This window comes from Micromonospora saelicesensis (genome assembly GCF_900091575.1).
Taxonomy (GTDB): domain Bacteria; phylum Actinomycetota; class Actinomycetes; order Mycobacteriales; family Micromonosporaceae; genus Micromonospora; species Micromonospora saelicesensis.
Window position 1 is genome coordinate 546,463 of record NZ_FMCR01000001.1, and the last position, 13,997, is coordinate 560,459.

Consider the following 13,997-nt stretch of genomic DNA (forward strand, 5'->3'; position numbering starts at 1 on the left):
CGCCGGGGTACGCTGACGCGCGTGCCGCCGTTGAATCTGGGCAATCAGCAGCCGAGAACCCCGTTGAACGCCGACCAGGCCTGGCGGATAACCGCCAGCCGGGCGGCCGGGACCGTGCTCTTCTTCGACTTCGACGGCACGCTCGCGCCCGTCGACGACGATCCGACCGCGGTACGCCCGGCGCCCAAGGCGTTGGCCGCGATCGAGGCGCTCGCCCCGGTCGTGCAGCGGGTCGCGATCGTCTCCGCCCGACCCGTCGAGTTCCTTCGGGATCAGCTCGGCGGGCTCGTCGGTGTGGACCTCTACGGCCTCTACGGGCTGGAGCACAGCCACTCCGGCGGCGAGACGGTCACCGAACCGGCCGCGCTGCCCTGGGTGCCGACCATGGCGGAGCTGGCCGACCTGGCTCGGGCGGAACTGCCGCCCGGCACGCTCGTGGAGTACAAGCGGCTCTCGGTCGCGCTGCACTGGCGTACCGCCCCGCAACTGGGCGCGACAGTGCAGCAGTGGGGGCAGGCACAGGCCGACCGTCTGGGGCTGCGCTCGCAGGCCGGGCGGATGGTGCTGGAGCTCAAGCCACCGGTCGACCGGGACAAGGGCATGGTGATCGGCGAGGCGATCAAGGGTGCCACCGGCGCCTGGTACTTCGGCGACGATGTCTCCGACATCAAGGCCTTCGCCGCGCTACGCGCTCGCGCCGCCGCCGACCCGGACTTCCTCGGTGTCTGCGTGGCGGTGGCCAACCCGGAGACCGGACAAGAGGTGGCCAACGCCGCCGACCTGACCATCGAGTCGCCGGCCGCCCTGGGCGACTTCCTCACCCAGGCGCTGACCCACCTGCCCTGACGTGACCTGACCGGGCGGCGACCGACGGCGTCGCCGCCGCGTCAGGCCCCGTAGCGGCGTTGTCTGGTGGCGTACGAGCGCAGGGCCCGCAGGAAGTCGATGTGCCGGAAATCCGGCCAGTTGAGCTCGCAGAAGTAGAACTCCGAGTGCGCGGACTGCCAGAGCATGAAACCGGACAGCCGCTGCTCGCCGCTGGTGCGGATGACCAGGTCCGGGTCGGGCTGGCCCCGGGTGTAGAGGTGCTCGGCGATGTGCTCGACGTCCAGCACCTCGGCCAACTCCTCGATCGTGCCCCCGGTGGCGGCGTGCTCAAGCAGCAGCGAACGGACCGCGTCGGTGATCTCCCGGCGACCGCCGTAGCCCACCGCGATGTTGACCTCCGCGCCTCCGGTGCGCTCGCGGGTGCGCTCCTCGGCGCCCTTGAGCGCCGCCGCGGTCTGCGCCGGCAGCAGGTCGAGCGCCCCGACGATGCGCAGTCGCCAGGGGTTGCCCTCCTCGGAGAGCTCCACCACCAGGTCCTCAATGATCTTGAGGAGCGGGTCCAGCTCGGCGGCCGGACGGCGCAGGTTGTCGGTGGCCAGCAGGTAGAGGGTCACGTGCCCGACGCCGGCCTGGTCACACCAGCCGAGGACATGCTTGATCTTCGCCGCGCCGACCCGGTGCCCGTCGTTCGGGTCGACGAAGCCCATTTCCCTCGCCCATCGGCGGTTGCCGTCGCACATCACCCCGACATGCCGGGGCACCGGCTTACCCGCGAGCTTCGCCGTGAGCCGGCGCTCGTACACGGAGTAGATAAGGTTCCGCAGCGTCATCACCTAGCAGCGTAGCGACCCTTCGGCCAGTTCACTGCCTCGGAGCCCCATCCCCGCCGCCCAGACCGGCGCCGATCAGTGCGAGCGTACGGGCGGTGAGGCGTCCGTCACCCAGTCCCAACTCGACCACGTCGTAGAACACCCGGTCGTCCCGACGGGCGGCCCGGACCGCCGCGTCCACCACCCGGCGTCGCCGGGCCAACCAGGCGGCGACCGAACTGTGCCGCAGGTGGGTGCCGAGGCGGCGACGCAACCCGTCGGCGTAGCGGCCGGCCGCGCCCTCGGGCGACCGGGCCGCCGCCGACCCGGCGAGCGCGCCGGAGAGCAACGCGTAGAAGATCCCCTCGCCGGTGAACGGATTGATCAGTGACAGGGCGTCCCCGGCCAGCAGGGTGCGCCCACGCCCCGGCGACGGCCGGTGGGTGGAGAGCGGCAGGTGATGCGCGCGCAACGCGGTCACCGTCGCCAGATCGGTGCCGGGCAGCAGAGCGGCCAGCCGGTCCAGCAGGTACGCGCGGCTCAGCGGCTCACCGCGCAGGACCTCCCCGTACCCGACGTTCGCCCGTCCGTCACCGATCGGAAACGACCAGGCGTACGCCGGCCAGCGCGCCTTCGAGGTGACGATGAGCTGCTCGGACGGGCCGGGCAGAGCCGGGGCGTACCCCCGGATGGCCAGCGCGAGGTGCCGGTCGGGGTTCTGCGGATGGCCGAGCGCCCGACGTACCACCGAACCGGCGCCGTCCGCGCCGATCACCACCCGACCGGACACCTGCCCGTCGAGCACCACCCGGTCCGCGCGCGGCTCGACCTGGCGCACGGTGTGCCGGCGCAGCTGGGCGCCGGCGGCCACCGCAGCCGCCACCAGCCGCGCGTCGAAAACCTCCCGGGGCACTGTGTACGCGGGTCGGGGCAGCGCCCGAGCCACCGCACCGCCACCGGGCGAGATCATGCGTAACGCCGGCAGCGGCGCGTAGCCCGCCACCGCCTCGGTCACCCCCAGCTCGGCGAGCACGTCCACCGAGTGCGCGGCGATCCCGTCACCACACGCCTTGTCCCGAGGAAAATCGGCCCGGTCCAGCAGCAGCACGCTGGCACCGGCCCGGCGCGCCGTCAGCGCGGCTGCCGCCCCGGCCGGCCCCGCCCCCACCACCACCACGTCGAACTCGTCGCCCACCGCGCGCCTCCCTCCGGCCGACGCGACTGCTCCCGCACCGCCCCGACGATCCACCTGCGCCGCCCACGCCGACCGTTGTGACCGACGCCACCCCGCCATCCTGCCCCCTACCGGCCCGCCCGGGCCGCTCCCGCACGGCACCGCTTCCCGGTCTTCGTCAGAGCGACCCTGGAACGACCGATCCTCTAGGGCGCGGGACGCGGGACGCGGGACGCGGTCAGGCTGGGGCGGCGTCGGGGGTGCGGGCGGCGCGGCGGAGGCCGTAGAGGGCCAGCCCGGCGGCGGCGAGCAGGGGTGCTCCGTCGCGGATCAGGCCGTCCACGCCCAGCAGCCACCAGCACAGCGGCAGATCCACGGCGAGTACGGCGACCGTGACGACGACCAGCAGGCCACGCGCCCAGTCTTTGCCCCGCATCAGGAACGCGGTGCAGAACAGCACCGCGTAGCTGGCAGTGATGCCCGCACCGAACCAGAACAGCACAGCCGGCACCGCGTTGAGTCGACCATCCAGGATGGAACCTCCGGCCACCAGGGCCGGCACCAGCATCAGCGGGCTGTAGGTGAAGGCCGCCACCCGGCTGGTCAACAACCAGGCACTGGCCTGTGGTCGGCGTGGAGGCGTCTCCCGCCAGGAGATGCCGTCCCGGTCGATGACGAGTCGTGGACGGTGCCGGACCAGGTGCCCGGCCAACGCCGACGAGCGGTAGAGCAACCAGACCACCGCGACACAGAGCGCCGTGAGAATGGCGAAGCCGAGCAGGCCGGGCAGTGGCGGCACCCCCTGCCGGGGCACGATGAGCCGGCCGACCGCGAAGATCGTGGTGACCGCGAGGATCAGCCCGAACGGGCGGGCCACCGTACGACCCCGTCGCACGTGCCCGATCAGCAGCAGGAAGCCGAACGAGCGCAGCATGGCCCAGCCGGTCCGTACGGCAAGCCCGAATCCCTGCTCCGGGGCGTACCACCAGTTGAGCAGTTCGACCACGACGGTGGCCGCCGCCGTCGTCGCCAGCAGGGTGGTGAGCACCCGGACGGCGGACGGCCGCCGGACCTGGGTCACGGCGGCCGTCCTCATGAAATCCGATGTTGCCCGCGAAGGGTCTCGTTCACACCTACCGCTGCGGCTGCGCGGCGTCCAGGCGGGCGCGCAGCGCGTCCAACTCGGCCCAGAGCACGCCGGGCAGCTTGTCACCGAACTTCTCGAACCACTCGGTGATCATCGGCAGCTCGTTGCGCCACTCGTCCGGGTCGACCTTCAGCGCGATCCGAACGTCCTCCGGGGTCATGTCCAGGCCCTCGACGTCCAGGGCGTCCGGAGCGGGGACCATGCCGACCGGCGTCTCGACCGCGCCGGCAGTGCCCTCGATCCGCTCGACGACCCACTTGAGCACCCGGGAGTTCTCCCCGAAGCCCGGCCAGAGGAACGAGCCGTCCGGGTCCTTGCGGAACCAGTTGACGTAGTAGATCTTCGGCAGCTTCGCCTCGTCGCCGTCGGCGCCCTTGCCCATCTCGATCCAGTGCCGGAAGTAGTCCCCGGCGTGGTAGCCGATGAACGGCAGCATCGCCATCGGGTCCCGCCGGACCACGCCGACGGCGCCGGACGCGGCGGCGGTGGTCTCCGAAGAGAGCGTGGCACCCATGTAGACGCCGTGCACCCAGTCGCGGGCCTCGGTCACCAGCGGGATGGTGTCCTTGCGGCGTCCGCCGAAGAGGATCGCGTCGATCGGCACGCCGTTCGGGTCGAAGTACTCGTCGGCGAGGATCGGGCACTGGGTGATCGGGGTGCAGAACCGGCTGTTCGCGTGGGAGGACAGGCCCTCGCTCTCCGGCGTCCAGTCGTTGCCCTTCCAGTCGATCAGGTGCGCCGGCGGCTCACCCATGCCCTCCCACCAGACGTCGCCGTCATCGGTGAGGCCGACGTTGGTGAAGACGGAGTTGCCCCGGTCCAGCGTGCGCATGGCGTTGGCGTTGGTCTTCCAGTCGGTGCCGGGCGCGACACCGAACAGGCCGTACTCGGGGTTGACGGCGTAGAGGCGGCCGTCCGGGCCGAACCGCATCCAGGCGATGTCGTCGCCGATGGTCTCGACCTTCCAGCCGGGAATCGTCGGCTCCACCATGGCGAGGTTGGTCTTGCCGCAGGCAGACGGGAACGCGCCGGCGATGTGGTAGGTCTTGCCCTCCGGCGACGTGATCTTGAGGATCAGCATGTGCTCGGCGAGCCAGCCCTCGTCCCGGCCCATCACGCTGGCGATCCGCAGCGAGTAGCACTTCTTGCCGAGCAGCGAGTTGCCGCCGTAACCCGAGCCGTAAGACCAGATCTCCCGGCTCTCCGGGAAGTGCGAGATGTACTTGGTGTCGTTGCACGGCCAGGCGACATCCTGCTGGCCGGGTGCGAGCGGGGCGCCGATCGAGTGCAGCGCGTGCACGAAGTCCGCGTCGTCGCCCATGGCCTCGAGGACCCGGCTGCCCATCCGCGTCATGATGCGCATCGAGGCGACCACGTACGGGCTGTCGGTGATCTCGACACCGAACATCGGGGACTCGGCCTCGACCGGCCCCATGACGAACGGGATGACGTACATGGTGCGACCGCGCATGGAGCCCCGGTACAAGTCCGTCATCGTCCGCTTCATCTCGGCCGGCGCCATCCAGTTGTTGGTGGGGCCGGCGTCCGCCTCGTCGACGGAACAGATGTAGGTGCGCTCCTCGACCCGGGCGACGTCCGTCGGGTCGGTGCGCGCGTAGAACGAGTTGGGCTTCTTCTCGGGGTTGAGCCGGATCAGGGTGCCGGCCTCGACCAGCTCATCGGTGAGGCGGCGCCACTCCTCGTCGGACCCGTCCACCCAGACGACACGGTCGGGGGTGGTCAGTTCCGCGACCTCACGGACCCAGGCGAGCAGTTTCGGATGGGACGTCGGGGCCTGATCAATACCCCGCACAACAGCCGGAGCAACCATGACACATCTCCTTGTGGTCGACGCTGACCGATCTATGGGATGCACGAGACTCGGCGGCGCGATGCGTCGCCTTCGTGGAAACCTGGGATTGGCCTCAGCGTAAACCGGGCAGCCTTCCGAGTCAGTGGGACAGGTTGTGAAGAACTGCACAAGCTACGGCCTCGCTGCGGCATCACGAGCTGATACCCGCTTTCCCGCGCAGTTTCACGCAAATCTTGTTGTGCACCCCGGCGGACGCTTGTTGCGGTCGGGCCGTGGACCTGCCCCGCCGACCGGTGCGGTGATTCCCGTTCCGCGGCGGCTCAGTCCTCCCAATTGGCTACGCTCTGTGCGGTGGTCACGCACGCGGCGCTGGGCCCCTCCGGGAGACCACGCCCGCTTGCCGTTGCTACCCCTCTGACTGGCCGGCAGCCGGTAGGCTCCCTCCGTGGCCGCCACGATGACCGGGGAACAACCGGGTCCCCGGCAGACCCGACGGGGTCTCGTCGGCATACTCCTCGACCGCTTCGGTCACCTCATCCGCGAGATGAGCAAGTTCGCCACCGTGGGTGGTTTCGCGTTCCTCGTCGACTTCGCGCTCTTCAACTACCTGACGAGCAAGCACGGCGTCGAAGAGCTGACGGCGAAAACAATCTCCACCGTGATCGCGGCGTCCGTCGCCTTCGTGGGCAACCGGTTCTGGACGTGGCGGCACCGCCAGCGCAACAACGCGGCCCGCGAGTACGCGCTCTTCTTCTTCTTCAACGCGGTCGGTCTCGGCATCACGGTGGCCTGCCTCGCGCTCAGCCGCTACGGGCTCGGAGCCATCTGGCCGGCCGTGTTCCAGACGCGCCTGGCGGACAATCTCGCCAGCTACATCGTCGGCACGGGGTTCGCCACGCTGTTTCGATTCTGGTCGTACCGGCGGTTCGTCTTCGTCGAAGCGGGAACCCCGACCCTTCCGCAGGTGAATCCCGACCGAGACCACGAGGCGTGACCTGCCGCCCACCTCGTTCGGCCGGTGATCGCCGGCCGCACCGACTGCCCTAAGGTGTTTCGCATGCGTCTTGTCCGCCTGCTGCCTGAGCGCTGGCAGAAGTTCATCCACGAGGCGCTCAAGTTCGGCATCGTCGGCGGCATCAACACCGTCATCAATTACGCGGTGTTCAATGCCCTTGCACTGACCGTTTTCGTCAACGGTCAGTTGAAGGCGACAGTGATCGCGACGATCGTCGCCACCATCACGTCGTACCTCATGAATCGGCACTGGACGTACCGCGATCGCCCGAAATCGGCGCTTCGCCGGGAATATCTTCTCTTTTTCCTTTTCAACGGCGCCGGCCTGCTCATTGAGCTGGGGGCCGTGGCGGCGGCCAAGTACGGTCTCGGCGTACACGGCCTGCTGGCGCTGAATCTGGCCAAGACCGTCGGCGTCATGCTGGCCACGCTGTTCCGGTTCTGGTCATACCGCACCTTCGTCTTCCAGCCCGTCGCACCGGCCGAGGACGAGGCCGCGAAGCCCGACTCCACCTGGCACGACATTCCGCGCGACGAGTGGGACACCATGGCGGAGATGGACCCGGTCGCCGAGTTGGCGGAATCGGTGTCCGAGCTGGAGGAGGCGGAGTCGGCGCAACGCCTCGACTCCCCAGCCGGCGCACCGGCTCAGGGCCGGCCCCCGCGGCTGAGCGTCAGCCCCGCCGTCGACCTGGACGCGGAACTCGCCGCGGAGCTGCACGTCAGCACCCGCCGCGCGCCCCGCCGGTGACGACCCCCGACGCCCGCTCCGGCACGGGGCGACCGGCCGAGCTGTTCTTCGAGGATCTCGTCCCGGGTCTCACCGTCGACCTCGGCGTGGTCACCGTGGACGCCGACGAGATGGTCGCCTTCGCCCGCCGCTTCGACCCGCAGTGGTACCACGTCGACCCCGACCTGGCCGCGGAGAGCCGACACGGTGGTCTGATCGCCAGCGGCTTCTACACCGTCAGCCTGTTCATGCGCGCCTACGTCGACCACCTGCTGTCCCGGGCCGCCGCGGACGCGTCCCCCGGCCTGGAGGAGCTGCGTTGGCTCGCCCCCGTGCGGGCCGGCGACCGGCTCGCGGTCCGGGTCGACGTGATGGGCGCCCGGCCGTCGACCGCCCGCCCCGGGCTCGGCACCGTCAGCCTCACCGGCACCATGCTGCGCCTCGGCCCGGACGACCGGCCCGAGCAGGAGGTGCTGCGGACCCGCTTCCGTGGCTGGTTCGCCGTGCGACCGGTCGAGACCGACCCCGCCGAAGCTGAGGCCGTCCCGACCGACGCTGACCAGCCCGAAGTTGACCAGCCCGACAGCGGCCCGACCGCAGCGGACCCGTCCACCGGCGGGTCGTTCGACGGCGACCCGACGGAGAGCAGCGGCTCACCCGAGGCTCAACGGCCCGACTGACCCGCCCCCGACACTCTGCGGCAGGGGCGGGTCCCAACCGTCCGGTTCAGGTCGTGGTGTCGCGCAGCGGCTTGCCGTCCTGCATGTCGGCGAGCATGTCGCGCATCTCGCCATCGCCCAACGAGTGCTTGTCGTGCTGTGCCTCGACCAGCTCGTACAGAGTGGTCTGCACCTTTCCGACGTCCGGCACGTCGTGGAGCACCGACTGGCCGCGCTCACCTGCCGACTCGATGGTGAGCGTCCCGCAGCCGAGCAGACGCTCGACGAAACGCTGGTTCATCGAGTGGTCGTTGACCCGGGCGAGCGGGAGGTCCCGCCGGTCCCGGGAGAACACACCCTGCTGAAGCAGGACTCGCTCGTTCGTGAACAGGTAGTGGGTGGTGCGCCAGACCAGGAACGGCCACAGGCCGAGCCAGAGCACCGCGACCAGGGCGATCGCCCCGATCACGGCCAGCGCGATCGAACCGCCGCCACTCTCGGGCAACAGGAGCACGCCGACCACCACCGCGGCGATGGCCAGCACCAGCACCGCGATCGGCCGGATCAACGCCTTCCAGTGCGGATGCAGGTGCAGCACGACGTGCTCGTCCTCGGTGAGCACGTCTTCAGGAAACGCCACGGGAACCTCCAACGCGATTTACTGGACGCGCAGACGGTAAACCCCCCAAGCCCCACCACAACATCCGCCGCGCGGGCCCACTCGGCTCTTCGTGATCTTGCCCGTCCTCAGCGGAGGTGCAGGACGTCGCCGGCGGCCAGGGTTCGGGCGCCGGTCGACGTGGTGACCATCAGCTGGCCGTCCGGGTCCACTCCGGTGGCGGTGCCGGTCAGCGAGTCACCGTTGGGGAGCAGAACGCGTACCTCGCGGCCGATCGTCGCGCAGGCCGCCAGGTAGGCGTCGCGCAGGCCGCTGGCCACCGCGTCGCCGCCCGCCGAACGCCAACGGTCGTACCAGTCGGCGACCGCCCGCAGCAGCGCCCGCAGCAGCGGATCCCGATCGGTGGCCACCGCGCCGGCCAACTGGAGCGAGGTGGCCGGCAGCCCGGTCGGATTCACCGGCAGCTCGTCGGCGCGCAGCGTCACGTTGAGCCCGATGCCCAGCACGATCGCCGGCGGTTGGTCCGGCGCCCGTCCGGGCACCGCCTCGGCCAGCACGCCCGCGCACTTCGCGTCGTCGATCAGCAGGTCATTCGGCCACTTGAGGGTGGCTTCCAGCTCGGCCAGCCGGGCCACCGCCTCGACCAGCGCCACGCCGGCCAGCAACGGCAGCCACCCGTACCCCGTGGGTGTCGCCGGCAGCCAGCCACGGTCCGGCACGGCCTCGCCGGGCCGCAGCAGGACGCTCGTCGCGATGCCGGCCCGCGCCGGCGACTGCCAGACCCGACCGCGCCGGCCGCGCCCTTCGGTCTGCCGCTCGGCGACCACGACCAGGCCCTCGGGCTCGTCGGCCCGGGCGGCCTCGGCCACGTCGGCGTTCGTGGAGCCGGTCTCGGCACGCAGCTCCAACCGGGCCCACGGCCCGTTCGGCGCGGTCAACGCGCGGCGCAGCCGGGCCGCCGACAGCGGCGGCCGGTCCAGATCGGTGTACGGGGAGCCCGACATTCCGCCAGCCTACGGCGGTGCTCCGATCGACACTGAGGCGTACTGCACAGCGGCACCCACCTGAACCATCGTTATATTCCCTGGGTGACTACCGAGACCGGGACCAACATGCACAGCACCGCGGGCAAGCTGGCGGACCTGGAGCGCCGGGTCGACGAGGCGGTGCACGCCGGGTCGGCCCGCGCCGTGGAGAAGCAGCACGCGCGCGGCAAGAAGACCGCCCGCGAGCGGATCGAGATGCTGCTCGACGAGGGCTCCTTCGTCGAGCTCGACGAGCTGGCCCGGCACCGGTCCACGGCCTTCGGGCTGGAGCGGAACCGCCCGTACGGCGACGGTGTGGTCACCGGCTACGGCACGGTGGACGGCCGGCAGGTGTGCGTCTTCGCGCAGGACTTCACGGTCTTCGGTGGCTCGCTCGGCGAGGTCTTCGGCGAGAAGATCGTCAAGGTGATGGACCTGGCCATGAAGATCGGCTGCCCGGTGGTCGGCATCAACGACTCCGGCGGCGCGCGCATCCAGGAGGGCGTCGTCTCGCTCGGCCTCTACGGCGAGATCTTCTTCCGCAACGTGCGGGCCTCCGGCGTCATCCCGCAGATCTCGCTGGTGATGGGGCCCTGTGCCGGCGGCGCGGTCTACTCCCCGGCGGTCACCGACTTCACCGTGATGGTCGACCAGACCTCGCACATGTTCATCACCGGCCCCGATGTGATCAAGACGGTGACGGGCGAGGACGTCGGCATGGAGGAGCTGGGCGGCGCGCGTACGCACAACTCCCGCAGCGGCAACGCGCACTACCTCGCCAGCGACGAGGAGGATGCGGTCGACTACGTCAAGGCGCTGTTGTCGTACCTGCCGTCGAACAATCTCGACGAGCCGGTGGTCGTAGACGCTCCCGCCGAGCTGGCGATCAGCGACGAGGACCGGGAGTTGGACACCCTGATCCCGGACTCGGCCAACCAGCCGTACGACATGCACACCGTCCTCGAACACGTCCTCGACGACGGGGAGTTCCTGGAGGTCCAGCCGCTCTACGCACAGAACATCGTGGTCGGCTACGGCCGGGTCGAGGGGCGACCGGTCGGTGTGGTGGCCAACCAGCCGATGCACTTCGCCGGCACCCTGGACATCGCCGCCTCGGAGAAGGCCGCCCGCTTCGTTCGCACCTGCGACGCGTTCAACATCCCGGTGCTGACCTTCGTGGACGTGCCCGGCTTCCTGCCCGGCACCGGTCAGGAGTGGGACGGCATCATCCGCCGGGGCGCGAAGCTCATCTACGCGTACGCCGAGGCGACCGTCCCCAAGGTCACCGTGATCACCCGCAAGGCGTACGGCGGGGCGTACGACGTGATGGGCTCCAAGCACCTCGGCGCGGACCTGAACTTCGCCTGGCCGACCGCGCAGATCGCGGTGATGGGCGCGCAGGGCGCGGTGAACATCCTCTACCGCTCCGAACTGGCCGGGGCCGAGGACCCGGCGGCGGTCCGGGCCGAGAAGATCGCCGAGTACGAGGACACCCTGGCCAACCCGTACGTGGCCGCCGAGCGCGGTTACATCGACTCGGTGATCCCGCCGCACGAGACGCGCACCCAGATCGTCCGGGCGCTGCGCGTCCTGCGCACCAAGCGGGAAACCCTGCCGCCCAAGAAGCACGGCAACATCCCGCTCTGATCTCGGTCGCTTGATCCGCGCAACTTCGGGGAAGGTGCTGCCTCCGGGCGACGGGAGGCAGCAACAACCCTGATAGTGGTCAGCAGGCCGGGTTGGCGGCGGCGCACATCCGTCGGGCGGCGACAGCCGCCAGCCGACGCAGGTCCAGCTCGGTGCCGGTCTGTCCCAGATTAAGCACGGTGATCAGGTCGCCCACCCGGACCACGGCGGTGGTGCTCGGCCGGGGTGGCGCGCCGATGGGCTCGCCCGTCTTCTGGTCAACGGGCTGCGAACCGGTGTGTCGCAGCAGCGCAGCCCCGTCGCCGGCGAAGTCCCGCTGGACCACCGCCCAGCGGTGCGTCGCCGACCCGGTGCCCGTTGCGCCCCCCACCTTGTACCCGCCGATGCTGTTCCACTCGGCGCACGGGGCGACCAGGTCGTCCATAGTGGCGAGAAGCTGGATGGCCGCGTCCGGGGTCAGCCGGTAGAGATCCTGCGTGAGCAGACCGTCGGACTGGGTGAGGATTGCCGCAGCACGCTTCGGCACCAGGGTCTGCGAGCGGGACAGGATCGAATACTGCCGGCCATCCGATCGCCCCTGGCTCGTCCGGCAGGCGTCGAGCATGTGGTCCAGCAGGACCGGCTCACCCAGCCCCGATTGGCTGAGCTGCACATCGACCTGCTGCGGCAGGTCGGCTGGCTGCAACAGGGCGTCGGTGGTGATCTCGTGCCGGGTCGGCGAGGCGGAGGGCGCGGCGGCCGGCAGGACCGGCGGTGGAGACTTCCTCGGGGCGGCGACCGCCACGGCGGAGACCCCGGCGAGGGCCAGCACGACGGTGGCCACCACGACCTTGCGCTGGCTGCGGCGGCGCGCCCGGGAGCGAATCTCCTCCGGGCCGAGCCACCGCACGTCCCGCAGGTCCCGCTGGATCTGTTCGACGAACGTCGGGTCGTCACGCATCGGTGGCCTCCTCCAGATCAGAGACGGCGAGCAGACCGGCGAGCGCGGCACGCCCCCGGGAGAGACGGGCCTTGACGGTGCCCACCGGGGCCGCGGTCTCCCGCGCGACCTCGGCGACCGGCATGCCTACCAGGTAGTACAGGGCGATGGCGACGCGTTGCTCCTCGGGCAGCCGACGCAGGGCGGCGACCACCGCGACGGTGTCGGTGCCCGGCCCGGGAACGGTCTCGGTGGCCCCGTGTCGCAGGTAGGCGCGGGCGCGGCTACGCAGGCTGCGCCACCGGCTGACGGCGATCCGGCTGGCCACCACCCGCACCCACGCCTCCGGGTCGTCGTACGCGCTGACCGTCGACCAGCGCTGCCACGCCCGGACGTACGCCTCCTGCACGGCGTCCTGCGCCTCACCCCGATCGCCGGTGAGGGCGTAGACGAACCCGAGAAGTCGTTGCCGACTCCCCCGGTAGAACTCGTCGAACCCGTCGACGTCCGGCACCCGCTACCTCCCCGTGTCGGTCGCTGGGAACACGCACCGGGCGGGGTCGTCGGTTGCCCCGGTCAGGCGATCATCTTTTGCAATTCAGTGAGCGGGAACGCCCCGGCCCCGATCCGCTCCCGGACCGCCCGGCGTACGGCCCGCTGCACGGCGACGTTGACCGGTGTCGGTACGCCGTGCAACCGGCCGAGCAGCGCGATCTCGCCGTTGAGGTGGTCGACCTCGGTCGAGCCGGTGCCCCGGGCCAGGCTCTGCCAGGTGGAGCCGCCGGAGCGGGCCTCGCCGTCGACCGGGCGCTGCCCCACCAGGTCGCCGCGTTCGACCTTCTCCTCCTCTGGCGAGGTGTGCGCGATGCCGGCGGCGGCGAGCGCGGCGACGCCCTCGGCGCGTACCCGTTCGACCAGCGCGTCCGGGATGTCCCGGCCGAGCAACGCCTGGAGGCCGTTGCCGAGGTTGCTGAGCAGCTTGCCGTACTTCCAGCGCAGCACGTCGGTGCGGACCGGGGCGACGAAGCCGGCGGCGGTCAGGTCGGCGGCGATCGCCCGGTCGGTGTCGTCGGCGCCTGCGGGGTACCGCCCGATGTGGAGCATTCCGGGATGCGGGTACCCGTTGGCGACCACCACACCCGGGTCCAGGTGGGTGGCCGGCAGCCAGACGCAGACCGGGTGCACGTCGGCGAAGAGGCGCAGCGCGGCCCGCTCGTTGGCCACCCCGTTCTGCGCGGTCACCAGCGGCAGACGTTCGCCAGCCGTACCGCCGCCGACCACCGGCGCGTCCACCCAGGCGGCCAACGCGCCGGCGGTGTCCTGCGACTTCACGGTGAGGATCAGCACGGTGTCCGCCGGCAGCGGCTCGTCCGTGGGCCGGTCCACCGCCGCGAGCCGGGCGGTGACCTCACCCTCGGGCTGCCGCACTGTCAGACCCCGCCCGCGGATCGCGTCCAGGTGAGCGCCGCGGGCCACCACTGTCACGTCCCGGTCGGCCTGGGCCAGCCGTACGCCGATGGTCCCGCCGACCGCACCCGCGCCGATGATCACGTATCGCATGGCCTCATTCTGCCCGCCCGTGCCTCTCCAGCCCGTGCGCCTTCCGCCCGTGC

Annotated in this window: 14 protein-coding genes; 5 read left to right on the forward strand and 9 right to left on the reverse strand. The window is 71.0% G+C overall.

Annotated features, from left to right (window positions below; genetic code table 11):
• Window positions 1–21: 21 nt before the first annotated feature.
• Window positions 22–846, forward strand: coding sequence for a trehalose-phosphatase (gene otsB, locus GA0070561_RS02570; RefSeq protein ID WP_091397211.1), 825 nt, complete (start codon window positions 22–24; stop codon window positions 844–846).
• Between the two features lie 41 nt (window positions 847–887).
• Here otsB and GA0070561_RS02575 read toward each other — a convergent pair whose 3' ends face one another.
• The 4 genes from GA0070561_RS02575 to GA0070561_RS02590 form a co-directional block, all read right to left on the reverse strand.
• Window positions 888–1,658, reverse strand: a complete 771-nt coding sequence (locus GA0070561_RS02575; protein WP_091394347.1) for an isoprenyl transferase — start codon at window positions 1,656–1,658, stop codon at window positions 888–890.
• A 31-nt stretch (window positions 1,659–1,689) separates the two neighbouring features.
• Window positions 1,690–2,931: a geranylgeranyl reductase family protein gene (locus GA0070561_RS02580; protein ID WP_425255878.1), complete on the reverse strand. Its 1,242-nt coding sequence runs from the start codon at window positions 2,929–2,931 to the stop codon at window positions 1,690–1,692.
• A gap of 118 nt (window positions 2,932–3,049) precedes the next feature.
• The gene (locus GA0070561_RS02585) at window positions 3,050–3,907 is read right to left on the reverse strand and encodes a hypothetical protein (protein WP_091394354.1); all 858 of its coding nucleotides are present in this window, start codon (window positions 3,905–3,907) and stop codon (window positions 3,050–3,052) included.
• Window positions 3,908–3,944: 37 nt separating this feature from the next.
• Window positions 3,945–5,789 (reverse strand): phosphoenolpyruvate carboxykinase (GTP), encoded by a 1,845-nt coding sequence (locus GA0070561_RS02590; protein ID WP_091394358.1) that lies wholly within the window; start codon window positions 5,787–5,789, stop codon window positions 3,945–3,947.
• Window positions 5,790–6,228: 439 nt separating this feature from the next.
• Here GA0070561_RS02590 and GA0070561_RS02595 point away from each other — a divergent pair, with 439 nt between their 5' ends.
• From GA0070561_RS02595 to GA0070561_RS02605, 3 genes are all read left to right on the forward strand, one after another.
• A complete protein-coding gene (locus GA0070561_RS02595; protein ID WP_091397213.1) occupies window positions 6,229–6,765 on the forward strand; it encodes a GtrA family protein in 537 nt (178 codons plus the stop codon).
• A 63-nt stretch (window positions 6,766–6,828) separates the two neighbouring features.
• Window positions 6,829–7,536 carry a GtrA family protein gene (locus GA0070561_RS02600; RefSeq protein WP_091394363.1) on the forward strand — a complete coding sequence of 236 codons (708 nt, stop codon included), beginning with the start codon at window positions 6,829–6,831 and terminating at the stop codon, window positions 7,534–7,536.
• The gene (locus GA0070561_RS02605; RefSeq protein WP_208603675.1) at window positions 7,533–8,195 is read left to right on the forward strand and encodes a MaoC/PaaZ C-terminal domain-containing protein; all 663 of its coding nucleotides are present in this window, start codon (window positions 7,533–7,535) and stop codon (window positions 8,193–8,195) included. Before GA0070561_RS02600 ends, GA0070561_RS02605 begins: the two co-directional genes overlap by 4 nt.
• A 46-nt stretch (window positions 8,196–8,241) precedes the next feature.
• Here GA0070561_RS02605 and GA0070561_RS02610 read toward each other — a convergent pair whose 3' ends face one another.
• Complete coding sequence (locus tag GA0070561_RS02610) at window positions 8,242–8,814, reverse strand: PH domain-containing protein (RefSeq protein WP_091394367.1); 573 nt, start codon at window positions 8,812–8,814, stop codon at window positions 8,242–8,244.
• Window positions 8,815–8,921: 107 nt separating this feature from the next.
• A complete protein-coding gene (locus GA0070561_RS02615; protein WP_091394370.1) occupies window positions 8,922–9,797 on the reverse strand; it encodes a biotin--[acetyl-CoA-carboxylase] ligase in 876 nt (291 codons plus the stop codon).
• A gap of 84 nt (window positions 9,798–9,881) precedes the next feature.
• On the opposite strand from GA0070561_RS02615, the gene GA0070561_RS02620 reads away from it, so the two are divergent.
• Window positions 9,882–11,465: an acyl-CoA carboxylase subunit beta gene (locus GA0070561_RS02620; RefSeq protein ID WP_091394374.1), complete on the forward strand. Its 1,584-nt coding sequence runs from the start codon at window positions 9,882–9,884 to the stop codon at window positions 11,463–11,465.
• Window positions 11,466–11,544: 79 nt separating this feature from the next.
• On the opposite strand, the gene GA0070561_RS02625 is transcribed toward GA0070561_RS02620, so the two are convergent.
• The 3 genes from GA0070561_RS02625 to GA0070561_RS02635 form a co-directional block, all read right to left on the reverse strand.
• The gene (locus GA0070561_RS02625) at window positions 11,545–12,405 is read right to left on the reverse strand and encodes a hypothetical protein (RefSeq protein ID WP_091394377.1); all 861 of its coding nucleotides are present in this window, start codon (window positions 12,403–12,405) and stop codon (window positions 11,545–11,547) included.
• Window positions 12,398–12,898: a SigE family RNA polymerase sigma factor gene (locus GA0070561_RS02630; RefSeq protein WP_091394380.1), complete on the reverse strand. Its 501-nt coding sequence runs from the start codon at window positions 12,896–12,898 to the stop codon at window positions 12,398–12,400. Before GA0070561_RS02630 ends, GA0070561_RS02625 begins: the two co-directional genes overlap by 8 nt.
• Window positions 12,899–12,960: 62 nt before the next feature.
• Window positions 12,961–13,944 carry a ketopantoate reductase family protein gene (locus GA0070561_RS02635; RefSeq protein WP_091394383.1) on the reverse strand — a complete coding sequence of 328 codons (984 nt, stop codon included), beginning with the start codon at window positions 13,942–13,944 and terminating at the stop codon, window positions 12,961–12,963.
• Window positions 13,945–13,997: the final 53 nt, after the last annotated feature.